Origin of the sequence: Hymenobacter swuensis DY53 (genome assembly GCF_000576555.1) — a bacterium.
Classification (GTDB): Bacteria; Bacteroidota; Bacteroidia; order Cytophagales; family Hymenobacteraceae; genus Hymenobacter; species Hymenobacter swuensis.
In genome coordinates, this window is record NZ_CP007145.1 from 4,144,520 (window position 1) to 4,171,439 (window position 26,920).

Below are 26,920 nucleotides of genomic sequence, written 5' to 3' on the forward strand. Positions count from 1 at the left end.
TAACTACGTTAGCCTTGTACGCTTCCATTCTATCAACCCACTGACTATGAAACACCTTCACTCCCTGCTGGCCGGCACTTTTTTTCTGGCGGCTCCTTTCCTCGTACGGGCCCAGACGGCCCCGGTTCTTACCACCTTTCCGGTGGGCGGCACTACCGTCACCGTTTCAGCCCTGACTACCGGCCTGCAGGTGCCGTGGGAGCTGGTATGGGGTCCGGATAATGTCATCTGGATGACGGAACGCGGCGGCCGGATCAGTCGGGTTGATCCTGCTACCGGGCAGGTAACGCCCCTCGTCACGCTTACCGATGTGGTTACGTCCTCGGAAGGCGGCCTGCTGGGCATGGCCCTGCACCCTGATCTGCTTACGACTTCGCCCTACGTGTACGTGGTGTATAACTACAACAACGCGGCCGGCCAGTACCGAGAAAAGCTTGTGCGCCTCACCTACGCCAACGGCGCGCTCGGTAGCCCGCTGGTACTGCTGGGCGATATTGACGCGGTGAGCACCCACAGCGGCTCCCGCCTCACTATTCTGCCCGACCGCACACTGCTCATGACCACCGGCGACGCCCAGAACCGGCCCGCGGCCCAGGACCGCGCCTCACTCAACGGCAAAATCCTGCGTCTGAACCTCGACGGCACGATTCCGGCCGACAACCCGGTGGCGGGCAGCCCGGTGTATAGCTTCGGGCACCGCAACCCACAGGGGCTGGTGCGTGCCGGCAACGGCCGCCTCTACAGCTCGGAGCACGGTGAAAACGCGGAGGACGAAGTGAACATCATCGAGCCGAACCGCAATTACGGCTGGCCCACCGTGGAGGGCCTCTGCAACTTGGCGGCCGAGCAGGCGTTCTGCACGTCCAACAACGTGCGGGAGCCGATTTTCACCTGGGCCCCCACCGTAGGCGTGGCCGGCCTCACCTACTACGACCACCCCGCCATTCCGGGCTGGCGCAACAGCCTGCTGGCGGCCGTGCTGCGCGGCAACCGCATCACCCAGATTCCGCTGGACGCGGCCGGCACTACCGCCAGCACCAGCACTACGGTGCTGACTACCTTCGGGCGGCTGCGCTCCATCTGCGTGTCACCGCAGGGCAAGGTGTATGTGGGCACCAGCAACCGCGACGGCCGCGCCACCCCCGGCACCAACGACGACCAGATTCTGGTACTCGAAAACCGGCTGTTCACCAGCACCGCCAAGGCCCGGACCGGCCAACTCAGCCTATGGCCCAACCCGGCCCGCACGTCGCTCACCCTGCAGCTGGCCACTGCCGTCAGCCAGAGCACACCCGCCGAAGTGCACGATGCCCTGGGCCGGGTGGTGCGTACGGCCCACTTCAGTGTCGGTCAGCGCACCGTGCAGGTGCCGCTAGAAGGGCTGAAACCTGGCCTCTACTCCATCAGCAGCCAGAATAACGTGCAGCGGTTTGTGGTGGAGTAGTTGATAGGATAAGAGGGTAGGAGTTGGGAAAAGCAGAACGTCATTCCGGGCCTGCGAGGAATCTCGCGTGCTGACGTTGCCCAAGTGAGTGTCGCGCTTTGTCCGGCGTCCGCCTATCGAAGCATCTTTCCTGCTTCAATTTGATTACCACCACAACGTCAGCACGCGAGATTCCTCGCAGGCTCGGAATGACGTTTTATTGTATTCCCTTACGCCCTCCTACCTCCTTAGTCACTCAACTTCCACCAACTGGTGCCGCTCGTTTTTCACCACGTTGGCTAGCGTCCAGGGGATTTCCTGGCTGAAGGCATGCTGGCGCACGGGACAATCGGGCATGTGGCAGTGGGAGCAGGCGGAGAAGTTGCAGGGGTCGGCGTGCACGAACATTTCTACCTGCACGTCGAATTCCTGATCTACCAGCTCCTCAATGCGGTGTACCTGGTCGTGGGTTTGTTCCAGACTGAAATAATAGGGCATGGTTACGTGGCAGTCAATATGCATGTTGGCCCCGTAACGCACCACGCGCAGGTTATGCACGTCAATCCAGGCCGGCTCACGGTGCTCCTGCAGCTCAGCTACTACGTGCTGCACAGTGGCGGTGTCGGCCTCATCCATCAGCCCCGAAACGGAGCGGCGCACCATGCGGTAGCCATTCACCACGATGAAGACGCCCAGCACCAGCGCGGCCAGGGAGTCATAGAGCACGTTGCCGGTAAATACCACCAGCAGCAGGGCCACGCACGAAACCAGCGTGCTCACCGCATCCAGGTACAGGTGCTGCCCATCACCAACCAGCGTAGGAGAATGATGCTCCCGCCCGGCCCGAACCAGTAGAAAACCGGTTCCTAAGTTCACCAATGCGGTAGCGAAGAGCAGGGCCATCCCCCAGTCGGGCCGCTCAATGGCGTGCGGGTGCAGCAACGACTGCAGCGCCGAATAGAAGATGTACACGCCCGCCATTAGAATTAGCCCGCCTTCAAACCCAACCGACAAGTACTCGATTTTGCCGTGGCCATACGGGTGGTTTTCGTCCCTGGGCAGGCTGGCCAAGTAGATGCTGTAGAGCGCAAAGGCGCTGGCTACCACGTTGATGATGGACTCCAGCGCATCAGTCAACACTGCCTGGGAGCGGGTAAGTAGCCACGCGTAGAACTTGATGCCAATGAGCAGCACGCTCACCACCAGAGACAACAGGGCAAAACGGGTTTTGAGGGGGAGCGAGAACATGAGCGGCTAACGGCAGAAAGGGGCGCAAAATTCCGGGGAAAAATCGGGCTTTGGGAGGTATACGCAACTTTTCAGAACAAATACAGTATGCAGACTGTCTTAAATTTAAATTTAGACAAGCCTAAAAATTTCGTTTCTTTGTGATTATCAACCCTTCTGCTTCCGGATCTGCGCCTGTGCCTGACGATATGCCTGCTACTTTACCCGCTCAACCTGTTACCCCGCCGCCTACTGCCGAAACCGGTTGGCGGCAGGCCCGCACGGCTCCTTCCCTGCAGGAAGTGTACGCCTCGGTGCGGGTACCGGCCCACGATGCCTCCTTCTGGCGCAAACTGCTGGCGTTCTGGGGGCCGGGCCTGATGGTGGCCGTGGGCTATATGGACCCCGGCAACTGGGCCACCGACCTGGAGGGCGGCTCTCGCTTCGGCTACACGCTGCTGTCGGTGATTCTTATTTCCAACCTGTTTGCCATGCTGCTGCAGCACCTGGCCGCCAAGCTGGGCATCGTGACGGGCCGCGACTTGGCCCAGGCCTGCCGCGACCATTACAGCAAGCCTGTGGCGCGGGTGCTGTGGGTGCTCTGTGAAGTAGCCATTGCCGCCTGCGACCTAGCCGAAGTTATCGGCTCGGCTATTGCGCTCAACCTGCTGTTCGGGCTGCCGCTGACCTGGGGCGTGGTGCTCACCATTCTCGATGTGCTGGTGGTGCTCATGTTCCAGAACAAGGGCTTCCGGGTGCTGGAAAGTATTGTGGCGGGCCTGATTGTGGTGATTTTCGGCTGCTTCCTGTACGAAATCATCGTGTCGCAGCCCGATTGGTTCGGGATTCTGGGCGGGCTGGTGCCGCAGCCGGAAGTCGTGACCACGCCGCGCATGCTCTACATTGCCATCGGGATTCTGGGCGCTACCGTCATGCCCCACAACTTGTACCTGCACTCCAGCATCGTGCAAACCCGCGCATTCGACCAAGATGAGCCCGGCAAGCGCATGGCCATCAAGTTTGCCACCATCGACAGCACGCTGGCGTTGTTCCTGGCCTTCTTCGTGAATGCGGCCATCCTGATTACCGCCGCCGCCGCCTTCCACAAAAACGGCCTCCAGGACGTGGCCGACATCCACGACGCGCACAAGCTGCTCGCTCCGGTGCTGGGCGCGGGCGCGGCCTCGGTGGTGTTTGCTGTGGCCCTGCTGGCTTCGGGCCAGAACTCCACCCTCACCGGCACCCTGGCCGGCCAGATTGTGATGGAAGGCTTCCTGAACCTGCGGCTGAAACCCTGGCTGCGCCGCCTCATCACGCGCGGCATTGCGGTGGTACCGGCCTTCATCGTGGCGCTGCTGTACGGCGAGAAAGGCACCGGCGAACTGCTGGTATTTAGTCAGGTGGTGCTGTCGTTACAGCTCAGCTTTGCGGTGGTGCCGTTGGTGGTATTCACGGGCAGCAAGGCCAAAATGGGCGTTTTCGTAAACAAGCCTTGGCTGCAGACGGTGGCCTGGGCGGTGTCCGGCATCATCATCATCCTGAACCTATACCTGCTTTATCAGACGTTTTTCGGGTAGCACTGCCGTTTCAAAACAACTGTCCTTCCGACGAAGGAAGATTCTGGGTTAAGAAACATCACCACTTGTCCCAGAATCTTCCTTCGTCGGAAGGGCAGAAGGCGCGGATGCACCGCGCCTTTTCTCGGCCTACAGATTTAGACTTGTCTAAATAAATTTAACTGCTCTTTCTAAAATGAAACCACTTCTTCTGTTCTTCTTTTCCCTGCTAACGCTGTCCGGCCGGGCGCAAACTACCGGAGCTGTTCAGGGCACAGTGCAGGCGGGCAGCCAGCCGGTGCCGTTTGCCAGCGTGGGGCTGAAAGGCAGCGGCCAGGGCGTAACGGTCGACGAAGCCGGCCGCTTTACGCTGCCAAACCTGCCGACCGGGCCGTACCGGCTGGTGGTGAGTGCCGTCGGGTTTCAGCCACTAGAACGCCCGCTCACCATCATGGCCGGCCAGACGACCACCATTAACCTGCGGCTGAGCGCGGTGCCGGCCGCTTTGGCTGAGGTGGTGGTAACGGGCGTGAGCCGGGCCACGGAGCTGCGTAAAAGTCCGGTGCCGGTGGCGGTGCTGAGCAAGCGGGAAGTGAACCTGAACAGCAACGGCAACCTCATTGACGCGGCCGTGAAGGGCGTGCCGGGCCTAAGTGCCGTGACCACCGGCCCTAACATCAGCAAACCGTTTATCCGGGGGCTGGGCTACAACCGCGTACTCACCCTCTATAACGGCCTGCGCCAGGAAGGCCAGCAGTGGGGCGACGAGCACGGCATCGAAATCGACCAGTACGACATCGACCGGATTGAGGTGGTGAAGGGGCCGGCCAGTCTGATTTACGGCTCCGATGCCGTGGCCGGTGTTATCAACATGCTGCCGAAACTGCCCAATGGGTTGGCCGGACGGCTGCACGGCGAGGCCCTTTCGGAGTACCAGACCAACAATAACCTCATCGGCACTTCCCTGGGGCTGAACTACAACCAGCGTGGCTGGCAGTACGCGGCGCGGGGCTCCTACCGGCTGGCCCAGGCCTACCGCAACGCTCTGGAAGGCCGCGTGTACGGCACCGCGTTCCGGGAGCTGAACCTGACCGGGCTGGCGGGCGTGGAGAAAACCTGGGGCAGCACCCACCTCACGGCCACACTCTACGACAACTTCCAGGAAATTCCGGACGGCAGCCGCGACTCCCTGAGCCGGCGCTTTACCCGGCAGATATTCGAGGGCGAGCAGGACGACATCAAAAACCGACCGCTGGTGCCGGCGGCCGAGCTGGGTACCTACCGTATCAACCCGCTTCACCAGCGCATTCAGCACTACCGCCTGCTGAGCCGCACCCAGCTGCGGCTTGGTACCGGGGAGCTGCACGCGCTGCTGGGAGCCCAGCAAAACGTGCGCCGCGAGTACAATCACCCCACCGCGCCCAACCAGGCCGGCCTGGCCGTGGCCCTGAACACCTACAACTACGACCTGCGCTACGCCGCCCCCGCCTGGCACGGCCTGGAGGCCACCGTGGGCCTGAACGGTATGCACCAGCGCAACCACAACCAGGACGCCACCGATTTTCCCATCCCGGATTATCAGCTGACCGACGTGGGCGGCTTCGGCTACCTGAAAAAAACCTTCGGCCCGCTCGACCTTTCCGGGGGGCTGCGCTACGATACCCGTTTGCTGCGCTGGGCCGATTTTTACGTGGGTCCCAACCCCGCCACCGGCTTCGATGGGCAGCTGACGGCCGCTGAGGCCGGCGGTCAGGCCCCGCAGTTTGCAGCGTTCCGCACGCGGTACGGGGGACTTTCGGCGAGTCTGGGGGCCACGTACAGCTTCTCCGAGCGGCTGGTGCTGCGGGCCAACGTGGCGCGGGGCTACCGGGCGCCCAACATCACGGAGGTCGGCTCCAACGGCCTCGACCCCGGCGCACACATCGTGTACCTGGGCAACCGCAGCTTCGGGCCGGAGTTCAGCCTGCAGCAGGATATCGGCCTGAGCGCCTACTTGCCCGATGCCGAGCTGAGCGCCAGCGTGTTCAACAACCACATCAACAACTACATCTACCAGGCCCGCCTCACCGATGCGGCCGGGCAGCCGGTGGTCATCGTGCCGGGCAACGCCACCTACCAGTACCAGCAGGGCCGGGCGCAGCTCTACGGGGGCGAGCTGACGGTAAACCTGCACCCGCAGGCCGCACCGGCCTGGGCGCTCAGCAACAGTCTGGCGTACGTGACGGGCCTAAACCGGGCCGCCGACCAGGTGGAAACCCACGGCGCGGCGGCCCGCTACTTGCCCCTGATTCCGCCGCTGCGCACCCGCACCGAGTTGCGCCTGACCCAGCAGCGGGCCCGGGGCCGGTTCACTAACGCCTACCTTCGGGCCGTGCTGGACTACAACGCGCCGCAAAACCGCTTCTACGCCCTCGACGACACCGAAACCCGCACGGCTGGCTACGCGCTGCTGGGCCTGGGGGCCGGTACGGGGTTGCTGGGCGGAGCTGATAAGCGCGAGGTGCTCCAGCTATTTTTGCAGCTGGATAACGCCTTCAACACGGTGTACCAGTCGCACCTCAACCGGCTGAAGTACTTCGAGTACTACGCCACCACGCCCAACGGCCGGCGGGGCATCTACAACCAGGGCCGCAACTTCAGCCTGAAAGTGGTAGTGCCGTTCTAGTCGTTTTCGGGGATACCGCGTACAAGCCGCACTTTTCCACTCTCCTTCCCCTCCTGCGCTATGATGCTACCTTTCCTCCTCGCGGCGGCCACGCTGACTACCTCACCCGACACGCTAAAGCGGCCGGAGCAGCCCTACTCGCTGCTGAAACGTTCGCCCAACCGCCTGCTGCGTCCCCTCAGCGCCGACCGGCCTGGCGTAACGGAAAGTCCCATCACCATCGACCCCGGCCACTGGCAGCTGGAAACCGACCTGGCCCGGCTCATCAATAGCAAAAGCGGCTCCCTGCCGCGCACCCGGGCGTTGCGCCTGAACGCCTTCGCCCTCAAAACCGGCATCACCGACCGCACCGACGTGCAGGTGTTCGTGGACCCGTTTGTGGTGGAAAAGCAGTGGGCTACCCAGGATGAGCCGGCTGCCCGCAGCCGGGGGTTCGGGGATATTACGTTGCGGGTGAAGCACAATTTTCTCGGCAACGACTCGTGCAGCGCAGGGCGGTGGGCGGCGGGCGTTATCGGGTACACGCGCCTGCCAGTGGGCGGGCAGCAGGGCGCGGGCGGGTTTGAATACGGCGTGCTGCTGCCCGTTACGTACAGCTTCAGCCCGGATGCGCACCTGAGCGCCCAGTGGGAAACCTCCCTGAGCTACGACCGGGACGCCGAGCAGCACTTCCTCGATCTGGCTCCGTCCCTCACCTTCGATTACGGCTTCACGCCCTGGCTGGCCGCCTTCATTGAGGGCACCAGTCGCCACGACGTGCGCACCAGCCGCTGGGAGTCAGCCCTGAACCTAGGGCCGGTGTTCCATGTGAGCCGTAACGTGCAGCTCGATTTCGGCCGCCACCTAGCCCTGAGCCGCAATGCCGACCGGGAGTATTTTGCCGGGCTGGTGCTGCGGCGGTAGTTTTTTTAGTTGTCAGTTGGTAGTTGTCGGTTGTCAGTTAATAATCGCACTCAAGCCTGACAGCTACTAACTGACAAACTACACCAACCCTTTCAGCCGCTCGAACTGACTGCCCAGGATAGCCGAGTCGTCGGCTTCGAGCCAGTCGTGAAGGATGGTGGCGTAGAGGCTGCGGAAGTCGAGCTGGTGGCACAGGTCACCGTCGAGGAGGTTTTGCAGGTCGGGGGCGGCGTTGAGAATGCCTTTTTGTTTGAGGCCGCCGCCCAGCAGCAGCACGTTGTTGGCCGTGCCGTGGTCGGTGCCGTTGCTGGCGTTCTGGGTTACGCGGCGGCCGAACTCGGAAAACACCAGCACCAGCGTATCATCAAAATTACCGGCTTTCTGCAGGTCTTCGGCAAACGAGCCCAGGCCCTCCGACAAGTCGCCGAGGAGCTTGCCTTGCTGTTCCTGCTGGCGCACGTGGGTGTCGAAGCCAGTGAGCGAAACGTAAAACACCCGGGAGCCCACGCCGGAATTGATCAGCTCGGCGGTGGTTTTGAGGTTGCGGCCGAACTCGGTAGTCGGATACGCCACCGCCGACTTATACACCTTGCTGGTCTGGTACAGGTAATCCGAAGACGAGGCAGTTTCGGCCAGCGTCTTGTACAGGTAATCCAGCTCCGACAGCGCGCCCAAAGGCTTTTCGCTGCTTACCTGGGCAATAAAACGGTTCTGGGTTATCTGGTGAAACTTCTCGGGATTCTTCAGGGCCAGGCCTTTGCGCAGGTCGCCCTTCATGGCCAGGCTCAGCGTGTCGTCTACCTCCAGCCCGTTGTAGGGCACCTGGCAGCTGGGGCAGTCGGAGTCGAGGTAGCGGCCAAGCCAGCCGGTACTCAGGTACTGATCCGAAGCCGAGCCGCTCTGCCAGATATCCATCGAGCGGAAGTGCGAGCGGTCGGGGTTCGGGTAGCCCACGGAGTTGAGCACGGCCACCTGTCCCTGGTCGTAGAGGCCCTTGAGGCGCGTCATGGCCGGGTTGAAGCCGAGGCCCTGATCAAGGGTCAGAATCCCGCTCTGGGGCCGGATACCGAGCGTGGGGCGGGCCTTATAGTACAGGTCGTTTTCGTAGGGAATGACGGTATTGAGGCCGTCGTTGCCGCCGCCCAGCTGCACCACCACCAGCCGGCGGCCCCGCGCATCACGCAGGTCGCGCAGGCCCTGCCGGTCCAGCGCGTGCAGAAACGAGGGCACAAACAGCAGGCTGCTGGCCAGAACGGAAGATTTCAGAAAGTCGCGGCGGGAGGTCATGGCAAATTATGTTGGGTCATGCTGAGCGCAGCCGGAGGCGAAGTCGAAGCATCTCTACCTCTGGCTAATTTCAGTTGTGCAACGAAGCGGTAGAGATGCTTCGGCAAGCTCAGCATGACGTTTCTTTATTATTTCTTCTCAGCAACCACCCTCACATCAACTGGTACTCCGGCAGGCTTAGCAGGCTCGTCACCATGGTGCGGAGGCGGCCTTCGGCGGGGGCTTTGTCGGCGGCTTGCTGGATGAGAGCTAGGTTATCGGGGCGGAGCGGGGCCTGGAGCAGGAACTGGCCGAGTTGAGCGGCCTGCTGGGCGGGCGGCGTTTTGGCCAGCAGGGCCTGCACCGGGGCAAGGCGCACGGTGGTTTTCACCTGCTGCTGGAAGGTGCGGTCGGCCTTGCTGAGATTGGGAGCAATGTCGTTTTCGTCCTGCTTGAGGGCCACGTTGAACTCGGCGTTTCTGAGCAGCACCGAGGGTAATTGCAACCGGTAGAGCAAACTGGAAGAGTCAATCCAGTTGCGGCCGCCGGGCCAGCCGGCCACGTTTGGCGGCTCGAACAGCGTCTGGCCCAAAGCCTTCTGAAACACGATGAGCGGCTTGTCATCCACCAGCTGCAACCCCAACGTGCGCTTGATGCCCGCCAGCAGCTCCACCGGCGACTTGATGCGGGTGCCCACGTTAGCCGGCGCGTAAAACCACTCGGCCGAAAACAGCTCCTCCAGCAGCGTGCTGATGTTATAGCCGCTCCGAAAAAACGACTGCGCCAGTGGCTTGATGTGCGCCGGGTTGGGCACGTCGTTCACGAAGAAGCGGTAGAGCTTGGTGGTAATGAACTCGGCGCAGGCGGGCTGCTCCAGAATGACATTCAGTACGTCCTCGCCCCCGAAGTTGCCAGTGCGGCCCAGGAAGGTTTTGGGGCCGTCGTCGTGCTGGTTGGCCCGGAACACGAACGCGCCCTGATTGTCGTAGCCCCAGCCGGTGAAGGCGCGGGCAGCCTCTTTCACGTCGGCTTCCGAGTAGTGGCCGCGGCCCAGCGTGAACAGCTCCATCACCTCCCGGGCGAAGTTCTCGTTGGGACGCTGTTTGCGGTTTTGCTGGTTGTTGAGGAACTGCAGCATGGCCGGCTCCTTGCTCACGGCCAGCAGCAAATCTCCGAACTTGCCCAGGGCCAGCTGCCGGATGGTGTTGTTGAGGTGCAAAGCCGCATCGGGGCGGCGCACGCGGCAGGCAAAGTGCCCGTGCCAGAACAGCGTGAGCTTCTCGCGCAGCTGGGCCGGCGAGGTAGCCATCCGCTGCAGCCAGCCGGTGTTCATGGCGTAAAACGCGTCGCGGATACTCTGATTCTGCATTTTGCGCTCTTGGGGCGTCATTTCCTTGCGGCGCAGCAAAGGCGGCTGGGTGCGGCCGTTGGGCAGCGCGGAACGCGCCGGCACGGCGGCCACCGGAGCGGGCGTGCCGCCGGCGCTCATCGTCTGGTCGGGCGTAGTGACCATGCTGTTCTGGGGCGTACCATTGCCCGGCGTTACGGGCCGGAACTGGGCCAGCGGCTCGGTGTAGCGCATCTGCGGGCTATCCAGCAGCTCCACCCGGGCCGAAGCCTGGAGCAGCTGCCGCAACGCCTTGCGGGGCGGAAGGCCGGCGGCCACGTCCTCGGGCCGCGGCCCGAAACCCGCCCGCCAGTACAGGTGCTGCAATTGCTGTTGCGTCGTCATCATGCTACTTGGACGCAGAAACGACGGGTGGGTTTAACCAAGGCTGCTACGCGCTTGTCATTGCGATCGAAGCGAAGCAATGACAGCTTTTTATTGCCGCGCTCCTACTACCACTGTTTTGCGGTACTCCCGCTTTTGGCCGCTGCTGGGCCGGAACAGTTCGATGTGCAGCACGTAGTAGCCCACACTGGCTTTCTGGCCTCGGTCAGTGAGTCCGTCCCATTGCCAGAAGCCTTTGGCAGCCAACGTTTCGTTGCGTACCAGCCGCCGGGCGAGGCGGCCCTGGGCGTCATAGATCGTCACGGAACCGGCGTAGCCGGGACCGTCGAGCTGGTAATCAAGCGTCGTGAAGTCCTGCTGGCCGTCGTCGTCGGGGGTGAAGATTTCCGGTTCCAGCATGAGTACGCCGGTGCCCGTCACATCGGGTTGCTGCTGGGAGTTAGGGCGGCCGGGCGTGGCGTACCCCACACTGCTCGCCGCCGAGTGGAAGTTGCCGGCCTCACTCGGCCCGGTGGCCCGAATCCGCTCCAACGACACACCCTCCACGTTATCTAGCAGTTTCAGGTGCTGCTTATCAGAGTAGACGAAGCGGTCCAGTCGGCGGCCCTGGGCATCAAACAGCACCACGCTTCCGGCATCATCGGGGAAAGTAGGCAGGGCCGGCAGTTGCAGTAGGTGGGCGGACTCAGTGCTGGTAGGGTACTGCTGCTGCACAATATCGGGGCGAGTGGTGAGGGCCAGCAGGCCACCGGGTGGCAGCAGCACCGGGCCGCTGCTTACCGGCTCGGTATCCACGCTACTGTCCGGCTTCTCATTTCCCAGCTGCCAGCCCTGCACATCCAAAAACTTGCCCGAACGGTTTAGTATTTCCACGAAATCCACGCCACCCATCCGGGGATTGAACAGGATTTCGTTGATAACCACGTCGCCGACGGCAACAGGGGCGGGCAGCGCGAAAGTAGCCGAGGTGGCCGGGCCACTGGCGTTGCCCACACAGTCGAGGGCGCGCTGGGCTGTGAGGGTAAACGGCTGGTTCTGCACTAACGGCGCGGCCAGCGTCAGGTCAACCAACCGAAAATCGGGTCCAACGGGCACGGCCCGCAGGATAGTAGCGGCCGGCGCCAGGGTATATAGGGCCGCGTTGGCGACGGCCACACTATCCAGCTTTTCGCCAAAATACAACCGCACGGTAGTAGCATTCAGCGCTAGCGCCCGGAGCAGCGCCGGAGCCGTGCGGTCGGGGTTAGTGGCGCGCACCGAGTTGCTGCGGTCGGGAGTCCCGCCGCTGGCATCCGTGCTGGCCGTCCAGTTTTCAATACCGGCGCAGGGGTTGGCGGTGTCCAGCATTTCCAGCGTCCAGCCACCTTCCTTTTTGCGGTTATCCTTGTACCAGGTATCGGCGTAGCTCACTTCGAACAGCACCCGACCATCTTTGCCACGCAGCACCAGTTGGTCGGCGGCATTGCTGAGGCTGGGGAAGTTGGTCAACCCAAACACCTTTCCGAAAGCCGCAAATTGTGCCGTGCGCGTGCTGCCACACACTACCGCATACTCGCCCGGCAGCAGCACCGCTCCGCTCGGAAACACAGCCGGATTGCCAGTATTGCCTGGTTTCAGCAGCCGTACCCCACCCAAATCTATTACCGCCGTAGCAGAGGGATTATGAATCTCTACGAACTCCGAGGTCGGCAGCCCCATTACCGGCGTCTCATCAGCCATGATTTCGGTGATGAGCAGTTGGTTCAGTCCCGGCGGCACCGCAAACCCGTTGTTCTGCAGCGTAGCCGTGAGCGTCCCGGCTGCTACATTACCAAATGCATCGGTTACGTTACGAACCTCCACCGTCAGGCTGCCCAACGGCAAATCGGCAGCCAGCGTCAGGTGCACCAGCGTAAAATCGGCCGCGTCTCGTGCGGCAGCAGTTACGGCGGGGTTGCCGGTACTCAGCCGGTAACTGGCGGCCGACTGCGTGGCGGCTACGGCTTCGTTGAACGTGAGGGTGAGCTGACGCGGAGCCGTTGCCACGGCCTGCATCAGCAGCGGCGCGGTGGCGTCCGTCACCCTGAAATCATCGAAGTAGAAGGCCCTATTATTAGCCGCCGAGTATGTAGCATACACCCCAACATACCCGCTGCGCTGGTGCGTGGCATCCGTTGCACTGCCTTCGCTCACGTAGGTAGCGTTGCCGGTCAAATCCCGCTCCAGCGTCCACACGTTCTGTACGGAGCGCGTCACGCGCACCCGTACCAGGTTGTTGTTCGTGGAGCTGAGCGTAGCATCCTGCCCGTTCACCACGTACACCGGGCTGCCGGTGGCATCCTTGCGGAACAGGGCCACCTCGTCGGGGGTACCGCCGAGGCGCACGAAGTAACCTTTTGTACCGCTGGCTTTCAAGTCGGGCTGGTCGGCCATCAGCCATACGTCGGCGTAGTTGCCGCTGCTGGTAGCCAGTTTCAGGTTGGCCCAGAACTCCCAAGTAGTGCCCGTGGCGGCGGCACAGGGCGTGATCAGCTGCAGCTCGGTGCCGGTGGTGGCCGCGCCGTTGGTTTGCAGCTGCAGGGCTGCGTTTACCTGAAACGCGGCCGCGTCGCCAGTCCAGGCGGGGTTCTGGGTGAAGTTACCATCGGCGAAGGTATCGTTGAGCTGGGCTGTGGCGGATAAAGTACCCAGCAGCAACAGAAGCAGCAGTAGTTTTTTCACATCGAATAAGAATAAAGTGTTTCGAGTGGCGGCCCAAGGCCAGTCACTGCGGGAAATATACCCAGAAATCAATGCCCGCGCCACCGTACATTTACGCCTTCTTCAAACCCGTAGCTTCATGAAAGTAGCCGTAGTAGGTGCCACCGGGCTGGTAGGCACCGAGATGCTGAAAGTGCTGGCCGAGCGCAACTTCCCGGTCACGGAACTGCTGCCCGTAGCCTCCGCCCGGTCGGTGGGCCAGGAAATCGAATTCCAGGGCCAGAAATACAAGGTAGTGAGCATGGACGATGCTATTGCGGCGCGCCCGGCCGTGGCCATTTTCTCGGCTGGCGGCTCCATTTCCAAAGAGGAGGCCCCGCGCTTCGCCGCCGTAGGCACCGTGGTAATCGATAACTCATCGGCCTGGCGCATGGACCCCACCAAAAAGCTGGTGGTGCCTGAAATCAATGCCCGGGAGCTGACCGCCACCGATAAAATCATTGCCAACCCCAACTGCTCTACCATTCAGATGGTAGTGGCCCTCAATGAACTGCACCGAAAATTCAAAGTGCAGCGCATTGTGGTAAGCACCTATCAGAGCGTAACCGGCACCGGCAAAAAAGCCGTGGACCAGCTGCTGGAAGAGCGCGCCGGCCAGGAGCCCACCAACCCCGCCTACCCCCACCGCATCGACTTGAACGTGCTGCCCCACATTGATGTGTTCGAGGACAATGGCTATACCAAGGAGGAAATGAAGATGGTAAATGAAACGAAGAAAATCTTCGGCGACGACCAGATTCGGGTGACGGCCACCACCGTGCGTATCCCTGTAATGGGCGGCCACTCCGAAGCCGTAAACGTGGAGTTTGCCGAAGAATTTGACCTTGATGAGGTACGCGAAATCCTGCGCCGGACCGAAGGCGTGGAGTTGGTAGACGACGTGAAAAACAACGTGTACCCCATGCCCAAAGACGCTCACGGCAAGGATGCCGTACTCGTCGGCCGTCTCCGCCGCGACGAAACCCAGCCGCGCACCCTCAATATGTGGGTGGTAGCCGACAACCTGCGGAAAGGTGCCGCCACCAACGCTGTACAGATTGCCGAGGCCATGCTGAAGATGGGGCTGCTGGAGTAGTAGTGTGCTTATTTCCCAAAAGCAAAGCCCCGCCGATATTACCGACGGGGCTTTGCTTTTTTCACGTTGTACACAACTTACGCAAATACCACCCCCGCAAAATCCACCACGGCGCGGCGCGTTAGCTCAGGCTCCTCGAAGTAGCCCAAGTGGCCGACGTCGCTCAGGAGCAGGGCGTGGCTTTGGACCGGCAGCGCCAGCTGAGGCAGCAGGCTTTCGGTGGGCACGGCTACGTCGTCTTTGCCGGCAATGAACAGCACCGGGAAGCGGGCCTCCTTGAGGATTCTGGTGCGGTCGGGACGGTTTTTCATGGCTTCCAGCGCGCCCAGCACGGTAGCTTCAGGAGTGGCGCGGCCAATATCTTCCAGAAACTCCCGCTGCTCCAGCATACACTCCCGGTTGGCCGGCGCAAACAGCGGCCGGATAAACGACTCCATGAACTTATCGACGCCGTGACGGCGCACAAAGTCCATGTTTTTGTCTCGGTTGGCCTTTTTCTCGGCTGTATCAGGCAGGGCGGTGCTGTGGAAAAGCACGAGGCCAGCTACCATTTCCGGGTACCGCTCGGCGAAGGCCAGGGCCACGTAGCCGCCCATGCTGTGGCACACCAATAAGGCGTTTTCCACATTTTTCTGCCGCAGCTGCTCGGCCACGTAACGGGCCTGTGCTTCCATGGAATAGTCCCGAATATCGTGTACGTTGGTGCCGTGGCCGGGCAAATTGATCGTCAGCAGCCGGTACTCGGCGGGAAACTCGCGGGTGAACTCCGTCCACACTTCGCGGGACTCGGCAAAGCCGTGGAGGAACAGGATGGTGGGTTGGGTGATGGTCATATACAGCAATTACCGCCTTACGAAGCAGACAGGCAGATGGAATGATGCCCACAAGTACGCACATTTGTAGAGGTTGATTTTCCCTGCTGCTCTCCCCTGCTATGTTCCCCGTTAAGCGTCAGTATCGCCATTATGCCATTGCGGCCGGAGCCGGCCTCACCCTGGCCCTGCTGGGCCGGTTCGTATTCGCCAGCAACCTGCTGAATGATGCCGGTGGTCTACTCATGCTCTGCTTTCTGTTGCTGGTACCCATGGCTCTGGGAGCTGTTACGGCCCATTTTACGCCGCCCAGCACCTCTAAACTGTGGCGCACGGTGCTGGGACCAGTCGTAACGGTCATGCTGTTTTTGTTCACGGCCCTGCTCTTTCACCTGGAAGGTATGATCTGCGTGCTCATCATTTCTCCACTCTTCTTACTGACCTCGTGGATTGGGGCATATGCGTACGATATCATCACTCGCAACAAATCCGACAACAACCGCACTTACGTGGTGGCCGCCTTTGCGCTGCTGCCGTTTGTGCTGGCCCCGCTGGAAGCCCAGCTAAACACGCCCACGGATAGCCGCCGCGTCGAAAACACGGTACTCATTCAGGCACCGGCGGCCGTGGTATGGCAGCATATTATTCGGGTGCCGGCCATTCAGGCCCACGATTTAGGGGCCAGTCTAGTGGACGACATCGGGTTTCCGAGGCCAGTGGAAGCGACGCTCAGCCACGAAGGTGTGGGCGGCGTGCGCCGGGCCACTTTTGAACGGGGCGTGGAGTTCATTGAAACGGTGGACCTGTGGGAGCCCCGGCGGCGCCTCTCGTTCAGCATAGTACCCAACACGGCCACTATTCCACCCACCACCTTTGACGAGCACGTAACCGTAGGCGGCCGGTTTTTTGATGTGCTACGCGGTACTTACGAACTGCAACCGGCAGGCCCCGGCCGCACCCGCTTGATTCTCTACAGCCAGCAACGCCTCAGCACCCGTCTCAACCCCTACGCCGGCCTCTGGACCGACTGGGTAATGTCGGAAATTCAGCGGCGCATTCTGTCAGTTATTAAGCGGCGGTGCGAAACGGCGCTGCCCGCTACGGCCTATACACGCAAAACGCCCGTTTCCTGAGCGGGAAACGGGCGTTGCGCAAGAAACCCCGTCGCGGCGGGCGGCTCGATTGAACGGGCCCCAGGTGTGCGGCCCGACGCGCGAGGTACGGGGGTTACTCGGCTTGCTTGGCGAACTGCACGCTGGCCAGCAGCTTCACGTCTTCGCCCACCACGATGGAGCCGGCCTCGGTGATGCCTTCCCAGGTCAGGCCGAAGTCTTTGCGGTTGATTTTGCCGCTCACTTCAAAGCCGGCCTTGGTGTTGCCGTAGAAATCGGTAGCCGTACCGCCGTACTCCACATCCAGCGTAACTGGCTTGGTTACGTCCTTAATGGTGAGGTTGCCGGTGAGCTTATAGTCGGAGCCGGATTTGGTCAGGCCGGTCGATTCGAAGGTAATGTTGGGGTATGTAGCAACGGCAAAGAAGTCGTCGGCCTTCAGGTGCTGGTCGCGCTGCTCCTGGTTCGTGTCGATGCTGTCCACATCGAGGCTCATGCGTACCTGGGCGTTGTCGAACGAGTCGCCCTCGGTTTCGGCCGAGCCATCGAACTTCTTGAACGCGCCGGTTACCGTCGAAATAACGAGATGCTTGATCTTGAACTGTACTTCGGAGTGCATCGGGTCCAGAACCCACTTGGTAGCTGCCATATTAGTACGCGCTTGAAGGATGAGGTGAAATAAGAAACGAGTCCGACCCCGGAATCCGGCCGCCGTCATCAGGACAAATGTACATACTTCTTTCATAAATGATGTATGTACATATATTTATTTTTCTGTTACGCTTTTATCCATCTGTTTGCCGGGCTCAGGCCACGAAAAAGCCCCGCCGGGTTTGTCCGGCGGGGCTTTCTGTATTTGCTTCAATCTGCCTACAGCAGCACCGTTTCCACGAATGATGTAGCAGCTACCTTTCCGCTCATCTCGCGCAGGGCGGCGGCAATGCCGGTGGCGTCGAAGCCGCACTCTTTGTAGAGTTCATCTTGGGTGCCGTGCTCCACAATGCGGTCCGGAATGCCGAGGCGCTTCACGGGCAGTGAGTAGCCGTGGTCGGCCAGGAATTCCAGCACCGCCGCGCCGAAGCCGCCGGGCAGGCAGCCATCCTCTACCGTTACAATGGCTCTGTATTGACGAGCAATATGGTGCAGCATTTCCTCATCGAGGGGCTTGCAGAAGCGCATATCGTAGTGACCGGGGTTGAGGCCTTCGGCAGCGAGTTGTTGGGTGGCCTTCACGGCATAGTTGCCGATGTGGCCGATACTGAGCACCGCCACGCCTTCGCCCTCGCGCACCACGCGGCCCGTGCCCACCGTAATTTTCTTCAGCGGCTTGCGCCACTCCGGCATCACGCCCTCACCGCGGGGGTAGCGGATGCTGAACGGGCCAGCGTTTTCGGGCAGGGTGGCCGTGTACATGAGGTTGCGCAGCTCCTCCTCGTTCATGGGGGCCGAAACCACCATGTTCGGAATGCAGCGCATGTAGGCCAAGTCGTAGCAGCCGTGGTGCGTGGGGCCATCGGCACCGGCGAAACCGGCGCGGTCGAGGCAGAACACTACGTGCAGCTTCTGCAGGGCTACGTCGTGCAGCACCTGGTCGTAGGCGCGCTGCATGAATGAGGAGTAGATGTTGCAGAACGGCACCAGCCCTTGCGTGGCGAGGCCGGCCGAGAAGGTCACAGCGTGCTGCTCGGCAATGCCCACGTCGAAGGCGCGGTCGGGCATGGCCTTCATCATGATGTTGAGCGAGCAGCCCGAAGGCATGGCCGGCGTCACGCCCATGATTTTGTCGTTCTGCTCTGCCAGCTCCACGATGGTGTGCCCAAACACATCTTGGTACTTGGGAGGCTGGGGCTTCTCGTATGTTTTGGTGTGGATTTCGCCGGTCACCTTATCGAACAAACCAGGCGCGTGCCATAAGGTCTGGTCTTTTTCGGCCAACGCGTAACCTTTACCCTTCACCGTTACGCAGTGCAGGATTTTGGGGCCCGGAATGCTCTTGAGGTCAGTGAGGATGGTAGTCAGGTGCTGCACGTCGTGGCCATCCACGGGGCCGAAGTAGCGGAAATTCAGGGCCTCGAACAGGTTGCTTTGCTTGAGCAGGGTGGCCTTCATGGCGGCCTCTACTTTGCGGGCAATCTGCTGGGGGTTGGGGCCGAACTTGCTGAGCTTGCCGAGCACGTTCCACAGTTCGTCGCGCACCTTATTGTAGGTGCGGGAGGTAGTGATATCGGCAAGGTATTCCTTGAGCGCGCCCACGTTGGGGTCGATGCTCATGCAGTTGTCGTTGAGGATAACCAGCAGGTTGGAATTGGCCACGCCGGCATGGTTGAGGGCCTCGAAAGCCATACCAGCCGTCATGGCGCCATCACCGATTACGGCAATGTGCTGGCGGTCGAACTCCTTCTTGTAGTCGGAAGCCACGGCCATGCCCAGCGCTGCCCCGATGCTGGTGCTGCTGTGGCCCACCCCAAAGGAATCGTACTCACTTTCGCTGCGCTTGGGGAAGCCCGACATGCCGTGGTAGCGGCGGTTGGTCGGAAACCGGTCGCGGCGGCCGGTGAGGATTTTATGGCCGTAGGCCTGGTGTCCCACGTCCCACACCAGCTGGTCGTAGGGCGTGTTGAACACGTAATGCAGCGCCACCGACAGCTCCACCACTCCGAGTGAAGCGCCGAAGTGGCCGCCGTAAATCGAGACGGTATCCACAATAAATTGCCTCAGTTCCTGGCTCACCTGCACCAATTGGTCGGGGCTGAGCTTTTTCAGGTCGTCGGGCGAATTGATTTCCGCCAGCAGGGCACCAGGTTCGACAATCATGCTTCGGGGGTAGGAAAGGGGATATTAGTAGCGTGGCAACAGGTAACTGAAGCAGAAGGTTATGCTTTCCATCCACCTCGTAGTAGTGCCGCAGACAAAGTTACGGGTTTTCCGTTCCGGCGGATGATGCAGGAAGAAGGCGGGGTGATGCTACAGCCAGCGGCGGCTCTCCGGCACGTCATTCTGAGCTTGCCGAGGAATGACGTTTTTTATGCAGCACCCTATTTGTACAGCTTCACCTCTCCCCTACCCAAATCCGTACCTTTACCCGACCACCTGTTTTCCGTTTCCGATGCCCCAGCTAACCGAAACCTCAACCGAAGACCAACAGCTGCTCGACAAGCTCCGCCCCTCGCGGATTGTGCTGCCGGTGCTCATCGGCCTGAGCGTGGTAGGCTTTATGTTCTGGCGCAGCTACAAGCCCGGCGACCTAGCCCCGCTGGCCAACGCCAAGCCGCTTTGGCTGCTGCTGATGCTGGTGGTGCTGGTGGCCCGCGACGCCGGCTACGTGTACCGCATCCGCTACCTCACTCAGAAAGTGTTGAGCTGGCGCGCCGCCCTCGACGTGATTATGCTCTGGGAATTTTCGTCATGCGTGCTGCCCTCGGCGGTAGGCGGCACGGCGGTGGCCCCGGTGCTGCTGCATAAGGAGGGCATTCCGCTGGGCAAATCGGTGGCTTACATCATGGCCACGGCCATGCTCGACAACCTGTACTATGTGCTGGCCGTGCCACTGGTAGTGCTCATCGGGGGCGATGCGCTGTACCCGCACGAGGCCTTGCAGGGCGGACTGGTGGCCACGCTGCGTATTGGGTTTATTTTAAGCTACGTGTTCGTGACGGTGTACGCGCTGCTGATGCTGTACGCCATTTTCATCAATCCGCAGTCGGTGAAGCGGCTGCTGGTGCGGCTGTTTACGCTGCGCGGCCTGCGCCGCTGGCGTAACAAGGCCTACAAGATGGGCAACGAAATGGTGCTGGCCTCAGCCGAACTGCGCAACAACGGCCGCGCCTATTGGCTGCGCGCGGCCCTGAGCACTGCCTTTGTCTGGACGGCCCGCTACCTAGTCATCGGCTGCCTGATTGCGGCGTTTATCGACGTGAGCTGGCCGGAGTTCTGGCTGATTTTCGGCCGCAACCTCACCTACAAAGTCATCCTGCTGATTGCCATTACCCCCGGCGGCGCGGGCATTGCCGAGGGTGCGTTTCCCACGTTCTTCGGCAAGTTCATCGGCACTGCCACCATGACCAATTTCATGGTGCTCATTTACCGCGTCGTCACGTATTACCTATACCTAGTGCTGGGCGCAGTATTCCTGCCCCGCTGGGTGGCCCGCATCTACGGCAAGCCCAAAGTAGCACAGATCATGCATTCCTGATTATCATGCCGTGCGGAGCGAGGAATCTGGGTTAAGCCATTGATACGGTAACTCCAGATTCCTCGCTCCGCACGGCATGACCCGTTTTAGTTACCGGCTTCCAGCGTTGGGGCCGGCGCGGCGGGCGCGGGACGTTGGTAGGTTTGCCAGAACTCGGGGTGGTAGGTGGCTTTGGAGAGCTGCCAGATACCGGTACTGCCCCCACTCAGTTCCGGGCGCGCTTTTACGTCGGGTACCTCAGCCGCCGGCACCACTATCGGCGGCGTATAGTATACGTCGCAGGTTTTCTGGTTGTAGAACGGCTGTCGGCCCAGTACATGCCCCGTCTCCACCGATTGGGCTATGCTAGTGGCAGCGTAGTAGCGGCCAGCGCTGCTGCGCTGATATGTGACTACGTGGGTGGTTCGGTGGTCCTCAAATACGGCAGAAAAGTAATTGCGCAGGCTGCTTTTGGTGCCATAGTATTTGTGCGCTATGGCGTTTACTTCCACCGTATCGTGCTGCCAAAGGCTTTCATAGCGCGTTATTGCGTAATCCTGCTGCCGCACGTACAGCTTACCGGAATAGCCTTTTACAAACCCCATTCCGGTGGCACGGTGGCTGGCGCGTTTGGCCGCAAAGCTGAGGACGTAGTAGGTTTCTCCACCGCGTTGCTCAATGCTATCCAGCTGCAACCGAAATTTACTTACAGTAGCGGCTTTGAACAGCGGAGAAACCCGCACCGGATCGAAGCCTCCGGAAAAACCATGGCCTGGCTCACTGTACACGCGGCCATCTACTCCCCCGGTTATTGTCCGTTTTTCCTGTACCCGCTTTATGGGCCGTTTTTCCAGCATCAGGAAGCCGCCCGCCCAGTGGTGGTACTCAGCAGGTGTCCATTCCTGACCCGTATATTCTACCTCGTGACGTAACGTGTCAAACCCCATGATACGGCGGTGCGTGTAGGTTTGCTGCACATAGTCCTGCTGCTCGTAGTTCTTTTCGATGGCCCTAATCACCTTTTTCATGATGCGTTTCGGATCCTGCGACTGAGCAATCACATGTACATCGGCCAGCGCAAAAGCAGCAGGCACGAGTTGTACACTCAGGGCAGTGGCGCTCTGCACCGGCAGCATAGCGGGCTCGTAGCCAATGCTGCTTACCTGCACCAGTTCGCCCCGGCCCACTGCCAGCCGGAACCGGCCCTGGGCATCTGTTACAGTGCCGGCGCTGCGGGCGGGTACAGCCACCGTGGCGAAGGGTACCGGTTTCCCCGTTTTGCGGTCGAGCACCGTACCGCTGAGGGCAAGAGCTGTCCCGGTTTTGACAGGCGGGCGAAGGGCCGCGTTCTGCTGCCCCAGCTTAGCCGACGGCATATCTGCGAAGGAAACTGGAGTTGCTGGCTGCAGTACAGCCACTGTTGACGTGGCCGCATGAGGCGGCTGGATGGATTTCAAATATAAAAGTCCATCAATGGCCTCACTCCAGAGGCCGGAAATTGGCAGAAATTCGAAAGCGTATGTGGTCAGGCGGCGGCCCGGCGCATCGTGCTTCAGGCTGACGAAACTGTACTCTTGCCCCTGGGCCAGCAGATTGGCTTCCAACGTGCCCGGGGCAGGCAGCGGGACAGTCTGGTGCCTGCCCCAGTAACCGAAGCCATGGGCGCCGCTACCGGCCAGTGTACTGAGTACGTATACCGCGTCCTCACCCAAAGCCGCTTTCACGATCTGGCCCATCGGTTTGAACTGCTTCAGTTCAGCGTTTTCCAGACTACTCACCTTGCCCGACAAATGCCCGATGGCACCCCAACACAGTACCTTTTCCTGAGGGTGCTGGCGCAGATACCACAGCAGGTTGTCGGCCATCTGCGCGTCGCGGGCATTGCTGTCAGCAGCTTTAAAGTCGGCGGAATCCTTAGCGGCGGGGTCGTTGGTAGTGTAATCGTGCGCCAGCGCCTGTACGCTGCGTATATGCTGTAGCCAGAACGCGGCCCGCTCCCGCCGTTTGGCATCGGGGCCAGCCCCTATCCTTTCCAGTATCTTACGGACTTTACCCAGCTGCATGTTAAACAGCACAATCTGATGAGAAGGCGGAAATATGTTTTGTTCCCCCATCATACTCAGGCATTCGTCCAGATAATCGTAGGCAATGCCATCTGCTCCTTTTTCAGGCTTCAGGAAGTTTTCCAGCTCCTCCAGCATCTCATCATTACCCCACCCAATCTGCGAGTCAAAACCGGCTACACGCAGCCCATTCTTTCCCAGCAGCGGCAGCAGGGCCTGAAACTCCTCCGTTTCCGTCCAGACCGGATATACCGAAGCCATAGTAGCAGTCGAGGCCGGCGCGCCCGTCTGAACTTCGCGCTCGGCGCGGTCCAGTGCGTAGAAGCCGCTTTCAAACGCCACAGTAGTAAAACCCATCCGCTCCTGCAGAAATCGTATCAGCCTGATTTTCGCCTGCGTAACCGTCCCGACGCCATGCGTCGGCTCGCCGAGCATTACCACCCGCGCACCGCCAATTTCCTGGCGGAGGAAGTCCAAATCTGAGAAATTGGTATCAGCCGGATCAATCGTACGCACTGCATGCACAGGCAGAGCTTGGGTAGTAGTAGCCGGGGCAGACTGAGCCAGCGTGCGGACGGAGCTGCTGAGCAAAAGCAGTATGCTGAGCAGCGCCAATTGGCGGATAGGCACGAACATGCGAATAAGATAAAGAGAAGAGATAGACCGGCTGGCAAGCTATAACCTTTTGCGGCATTCTGGCCCTGTCACAGGAGTAGCCCCCACTTCTTTCCACCAGGATTTATGGTACAAAAAATCGCCCTGCCGCAAATGCAACAGGGCGATTCTTGTGAAAGATCGGGCAGCTTGACGCCGCTTATTCTTTTTCCAGGCGCAGTTCAGCACCAGCGTCGCTCTTTAGCGTGAGCTTATCATCAGTGAGCGTTACTACAGTAAACGTGTTGCTTTGGGCAGCACCGTCGGGCGTCATCGTAATGGTTTTGCCGGCCTGGTTGAAGTCGTATTTACCATTTACCGCGCCAGCGGGCGAAGTCATGTTGTACTGGCCGTTGGCAAAGAAGGTAATCCGCTCGTCTTCCTGAGCATCGGTTTGCTTTACTTTGTCGCCGGTGGCACTTAGCTCTTTATCGGTTTTCCACACTTTGCTGGTAGCACCATACAGCATATTTACACCTTCTACTTTGCCTTCTTTGCTACCGCAGGAAGCAGCAGTGAAGAGCACCAATAAGACAAGCAGGCTGGCCAGAAGGCGGAAAGGGGAGGTCAGGGTTTTCATGGGGGAGAAAGAAGTAAGGTGAAGAAAGTAGCAGGGTAAGGCACAACCCATTTTCAGGGCCATTACAGCGCCTCTTACGGGGTCAGCCAATAAGATGTTCGCTGCTTTCAAACCTCAACCGTACAGAATCGATGGGTTGTACAACCAATTGCTTACCACGGCGTAAGACACCCTGACGCCCCCGCCCTGCTGCAGTCCGTCACTTCTTTCCCCTCTTTTCCTCTTAACGCATCTACATCTTATGGGACTGTTCGATTTTCTCTCCAACGAAGGCGAAAAAAAACCGGTTGAACCCGCCGCAAAACCGGCTGCCGGTGGTGCCACGGATTTCTTCGGCAACGCTGATAAAACAGCCGCCGCCGGTGAAACCTACACGGTAGTAAGCGGTGATTCCCTTTCCAAAATTGCTCGCAACCATTACGGCGACGGCTCCAAATGGCACCAGATTTACGAAGCCAACAAAGCCATTATCGGCTCTGACCCCGACAAAATTGAGGTAGGCCAGGTACTTACGCTACCCAAAGCTGTAAGCTAGATCAACTTCTTGGTAATATTCAAAAAGGCAGCCTTACAAAGGCGGCCTTTTTGCTGTTTATATAAGGTTGAAGACAGTAGTTTTTAGTCGCCTGATACACGAGTAAGTAAGGGCTGATAACCCGCCTGTTTACTTTCTACTTCGCAGCAAACGGGCCACTACAAGTACAACGCACCTGACAATTGTTTCTCTATCAATCCTATACAATCAACAGTTCGCCCGGCTAACAAAGGGCCAGCCGGGAATAAATATTTTTCATGCAGCTTGCATATCTCAAAAATACGCTGCTACCTTTGCAACACCAACCCGGTACTCCTTCGTTAGCGACGAGGAAGTTTTCATAGGATTTATACAGAAGTGGCGAGAGAATAGGCTCCCTGACCCACTGGCAACCTTCGACCGCGCGAAAGGTGCCAATTCCTACCCGACCAGCCATTTGGCGGCGGGGCATATAACCCAGGAGTACCATGCACAACGCCCCCACTTTCGCCCAGTTCGTCCCCACCGCTCCGGCTACCTTCGGGTCTGCCGCTTCGCCGTGGGGTTTCCGCGTTTCCCCAGTTGCCGCTCTGGCCACCTACCGAATGCGAATGCGTGGCTGTTGCAGCGCGTGTTGTTGCTGTTGCTAGCCTGAGTCCGGCTACGCAGCCTCCCCTCCTCCTTTTTTTATCCCGGCTCTGACCGGTGGTGCCGACTTCCGGCACCCGGCAGCCCCACCGCATTCTAACCGCCTTGCATCCAGCATTTTTCGGTGGTTTTGATGTGATTCCTGCCTCACTCAGGCAGGCTTTTTCCAGCGGTTTGCGCTCCTTCTTCCGATATCCCAACGCCTTCTAAATCAGCCTCATCATGTCCACGCAGAACTTCCACTTCGAGACGCTCCAACTCCACGCCGGCCAGCAGCCTGACCCCATAACCGGCTCCCGCGCCGTGCCGATTCATCAGACCACCAGCTACGTGTTCAAGAACGCCGAGCACGGCGCTAACCTGTTTGCCCTGAAGGAGTTCGGCAATATCTACACCCGCCTAATGAACCCTACCACCGACGTATTTGAGCAGCGCGTGGCGGCCCTGGAAGGCGGCGTAGCGGCTTTAGCGGTATCGTCGGGGCAGGCGGCCCAGTTCATTGCCCTCAACAACATCCTGCAGGCCGGCGACAACTTCGTGAGCACCACGCACCTGTACGGCGGCACCTATAACCAGTTCAAGGTGGCCTTCAAGCGCCTGGGCATTGAGGTGCGCTTTGCCGACGGGGACCAGCCCTCCAAGTTTGAAGCCCTGATCGACGAGAAGACTAAGGCCATCTACCTAGAAACCATTGGTAATCCCAGCTTCAGCATTCCGGATTTCGAGGCCATTGCCGCCATTGCCAACAAGCACGACTTGCCGCTTATCGTGGATAATACCTTCGGGGCGGGTGGCTACCTGTTCCGGCCCCTGGAGCACGGCGCCAGCATCGTGGTGGAATCGGCTACGAAGTGGATTGGAGGCCACGGCACCAGCGTGGGCGGCGTGATTGTGGACGGCGGCACCTACGACTTCGGCAACGGCAAGTTCCCGCAGTTCACGGAGCCATCCGACGGCTACCATGGGCTGATTTTCAACGATGTGTTCGGCAAGAACGGCCCGTTCGGCAACATTGCCTTCATCATCCGGGCCCGGGTAGAAGGCTTGCGGGACTTCGGTCCTTCGCAGAGCCCGTTCAACTCCTTCCTGCTGCTGCAGGGCCTCGAAACACTGAGCCTGCGGGTAGAGCGTACCGTGGAAAATGCGTTGCGGGTGGCTACCTGGCTGGAGCAGCATCCGCAGGTGGAAGCTGTCAACTACCCCGGCCTGCCCAGCAGCCCCTACCACAAGCTGGCCCAGAAATATCTGAAGCGCGGCTACGGCGGCGTGCTCACCTTCGCCATCAAAGGCAGCAAGGAAACCGCCACCCAATTCATCGACAACCTGAAACTCGTGAGCCACTTGGCCAACGTGGGCGACGCCAAGACGCTCATTATCCAGCCCTCGGCTACTACCCACCAGCAGCTTTCCGATGAAGAGCAGCGCGCGGCCGGCGTACTGCCCACGCTGCTGCGTCTGTCGGTAGGTATTGAGCACTTTGACGATATCCGCGCCGATTTGCAGCAGGCTTTCGATGCGGTGCGCAACGCCGCCACGCCCAATACTGCCGAAGGCACCCTACTGCCCGAACCCGAAACTGAACACGCTGCACCGCTGGAAGTGTAAAACTTGAGAGGGGTTATCGTCCGGCCGCAGGTGAGAGAGCGGCCAGGCTAGCACCTTCCAGCATGTGGCGGCGGGCGTACGCCGGAGCTTTTCGTGAGAGAGGAAGCCCCGGAATCAAGTCGCCCGCACCTTTTTCTGAGAGTTGAATTATGAGTGATGAATGATGAATTGGCAG

The 26,920-nt window shown here is 60.2% G+C and carries 18 protein-coding genes and 1 riboswitch; of the genes, 9 read left to right on the forward strand and 9 right to left on the reverse strand.

Features of this window, described 5'->3' with window-relative positions:
• Positions 1 to 46 precede the first annotated feature (46 nt).
• On the forward strand, positions 47 to 1,444 hold the full coding sequence (locus HSW_RS19235; protein ID WP_052346627.1) for a PQQ-dependent sugar dehydrogenase: 1,398 nt from the start codon (positions 47 to 49) through the stop codon (positions 1,442 to 1,444).
• Between the two features lie 231 nt (positions 1,445 to 1,675).
• Here HSW_RS19235 and HSW_RS19240 read toward each other — a convergent pair whose 3' ends face one another.
• On the reverse strand, positions 1,676 to 2,671 hold the full coding sequence (locus HSW_RS19240) for a cation diffusion facilitator family transporter (RefSeq protein WP_044003337.1): 996 nt from the start codon (positions 2,669 to 2,671) through the stop codon (positions 1,676 to 1,678).
• 188 nt (positions 2,672 to 2,859) lie between these two features.
• Between HSW_RS19240 and HSW_RS19245 the strand changes: the two genes are divergently transcribed.
• The 3 genes from HSW_RS19245 (at position 2,860) to HSW_RS19255 (ending at position 7,774) form a co-directional block, all read left to right on the forward strand.
• Positions 2,860 to 4,227, forward strand: a complete 1,368-nt coding sequence (locus HSW_RS19245) for an Nramp family divalent metal transporter (protein WP_052346628.1) — start codon at positions 2,860 to 2,862, stop codon at positions 4,225 to 4,227.
• 175 nt (positions 4,228 to 4,402) lie between these two features.
• Positions 4,403 to 6,871: a TonB-dependent receptor gene (locus HSW_RS19250; RefSeq protein WP_044003338.1), complete on the forward strand. Its 2,469-nt coding sequence runs from the start codon at positions 4,403 to 4,405 to the stop codon at positions 6,869 to 6,871.
• Positions 6,872 to 6,931: 60 nt separating this feature from the next.
• Positions 6,932 to 7,774, forward strand: a complete 843-nt coding sequence (locus HSW_RS19255) for a transporter (protein ID WP_044003339.1) — start codon at positions 6,932 to 6,934, stop codon at positions 7,772 to 7,774.
• Between the two features lie 78 nt (positions 7,775 to 7,852).
• On the opposite strand, the gene HSW_RS19260 is transcribed toward HSW_RS19255, so the two are convergent.
• From HSW_RS19260 to HSW_RS19270, 3 genes are all read right to left on the reverse strand, one after another.
• Positions 7,853 to 9,061 carry a DUF1501 domain-containing protein gene (locus tag HSW_RS19260; RefSeq protein WP_044003341.1) on the reverse strand — a complete coding sequence of 403 codons (1,209 nt, stop codon included), beginning with the start codon at positions 9,059 to 9,061 and terminating at the stop codon, positions 7,853 to 7,855.
• A 151-nt stretch (positions 9,062 to 9,212) separates the two neighbouring features.
• On the reverse strand, positions 9,213 to 10,775 hold the full coding sequence (locus tag HSW_RS19265) for a DUF1800 domain-containing protein (protein WP_044003342.1): 1,563 nt from the start codon (positions 10,773 to 10,775) through the stop codon (positions 9,213 to 9,215).
• Between the two features lie 87 nt (positions 10,776 to 10,862).
• Positions 10,863 to 13,472: a lamin tail domain-containing protein gene (locus HSW_RS19270; protein WP_052346630.1), complete on the reverse strand. Its 2,610-nt coding sequence runs from the start codon at positions 13,470 to 13,472 to the stop codon at positions 10,863 to 10,865.
• 118 nt (positions 13,473 to 13,590) lie between these two features.
• On the opposite strand from HSW_RS19270, the gene HSW_RS19275 reads away from it, so the two are divergent.
• On the forward strand, positions 13,591 to 14,586 hold the full coding sequence (locus tag HSW_RS19275) for an aspartate-semialdehyde dehydrogenase (RefSeq protein ID WP_044005152.1): 996 nt from the start codon (positions 13,591 to 13,593) through the stop codon (positions 14,584 to 14,586).
• Between the two features lie 77 nt (positions 14,587 to 14,663).
• Here HSW_RS19275 and HSW_RS19280 read toward each other — a convergent pair whose 3' ends face one another.
• Positions 14,664 to 15,419 (reverse strand): alpha/beta fold hydrolase, encoded by a 756-nt coding sequence (locus HSW_RS19280; protein WP_044003345.1) that lies wholly within the window; start codon positions 15,417 to 15,419, stop codon positions 14,664 to 14,666.
• A 101-nt stretch (positions 15,420 to 15,520) separates the two neighbouring features.
• Between HSW_RS19280 and HSW_RS19285 the strand changes: the two genes are divergently transcribed.
• Positions 15,521 to 16,531 (forward strand): SRPBCC family protein, encoded by a 1,011-nt coding sequence (locus HSW_RS19285; RefSeq protein ID WP_052346631.1) that lies wholly within the window; start codon positions 15,521 to 15,523, stop codon positions 16,529 to 16,531.
• A gap of 94 nt (positions 16,532 to 16,625) precedes the next feature.
• Here the strand turns inward: HSW_RS19285 and HSW_RS19290 are convergent, their stop codons facing one another.
• Both HSW_RS19290 and dxs read right to left on the reverse strand, forming a co-directional pair.
• On the reverse strand, positions 16,626 to 17,159 hold the full coding sequence (locus tag HSW_RS19290) for a YceI family protein (RefSeq protein WP_044003346.1): 534 nt from the start codon (positions 17,157 to 17,159) through the stop codon (positions 16,626 to 16,628).
• A 221-nt stretch (positions 17,160 to 17,380) separates the two neighbouring features.
• Entirely contained in the window at positions 17,381 to 19,324 is a 1,944-nt protein-coding gene (dxs, locus tag HSW_RS19295; protein ID WP_044003347.1) for a 1-deoxy-D-xylulose-5-phosphate synthase, read from the reverse strand.
• Between the two features lie 292 nt (positions 19,325 to 19,616).
• On the opposite strand from dxs, the gene HSW_RS19300 reads away from it, so the two are divergent.
• Complete coding sequence (locus HSW_RS19300; RefSeq protein WP_044003350.1) at positions 19,617 to 20,702, forward strand: lysylphosphatidylglycerol synthase transmembrane domain-containing protein; 1,086 nt, start codon at positions 19,617 to 19,619, stop codon at positions 20,700 to 20,702.
• 86 nt (positions 20,703 to 20,788) lie between these two features.
• Here HSW_RS19300 and HSW_RS19305 read toward each other — a convergent pair whose 3' ends face one another.
• Entirely contained in the window at positions 20,789 to 23,380 is a 2,592-nt protein-coding gene (locus HSW_RS19305) for an erythromycin esterase family protein (RefSeq protein WP_044003353.1), read from the reverse strand.
• Positions 23,381 to 23,558: 178 nt separating this feature from the next.
• Entirely contained in the window at positions 23,559 to 23,978 is a 420-nt protein-coding gene (locus HSW_RS19310; protein WP_044003354.1) for a lipocalin family protein, read from the reverse strand.
• A gap of 241 nt (positions 23,979 to 24,219) precedes the next feature.
• Between HSW_RS19310 and HSW_RS19315 the strand changes: the two genes are divergently transcribed.
• Together HSW_RS19315 and HSW_RS19320 are read left to right on the forward strand one after the other, a co-directional pair.
• Positions 24,220 to 24,513 carry a LysM peptidoglycan-binding domain-containing protein gene (locus HSW_RS19315; protein WP_044003355.1) on the forward strand — a complete coding sequence of 98 codons (294 nt, stop codon included), beginning with the start codon at positions 24,220 to 24,222 and terminating at the stop codon, positions 24,511 to 24,513.
• A gap of 344 nt (positions 24,514 to 24,857) precedes the next feature.
• A riboswitch (SAM riboswitch) is annotated at positions 24,858 to 24,971 on the forward strand.
• Between the two features lie 391 nt (positions 24,972 to 25,362).
• Positions 25,363 to 26,745 carry an O-acetylhomoserine aminocarboxypropyltransferase/cysteine synthase family protein gene (locus HSW_RS19320; protein ID WP_044003356.1) on the forward strand — a complete coding sequence of 461 codons (1,383 nt, stop codon included), beginning with the start codon at positions 25,363 to 25,365 and terminating at the stop codon, positions 26,743 to 26,745.
• Positions 26,746 to 26,920: the final 175 nt, after the last annotated feature.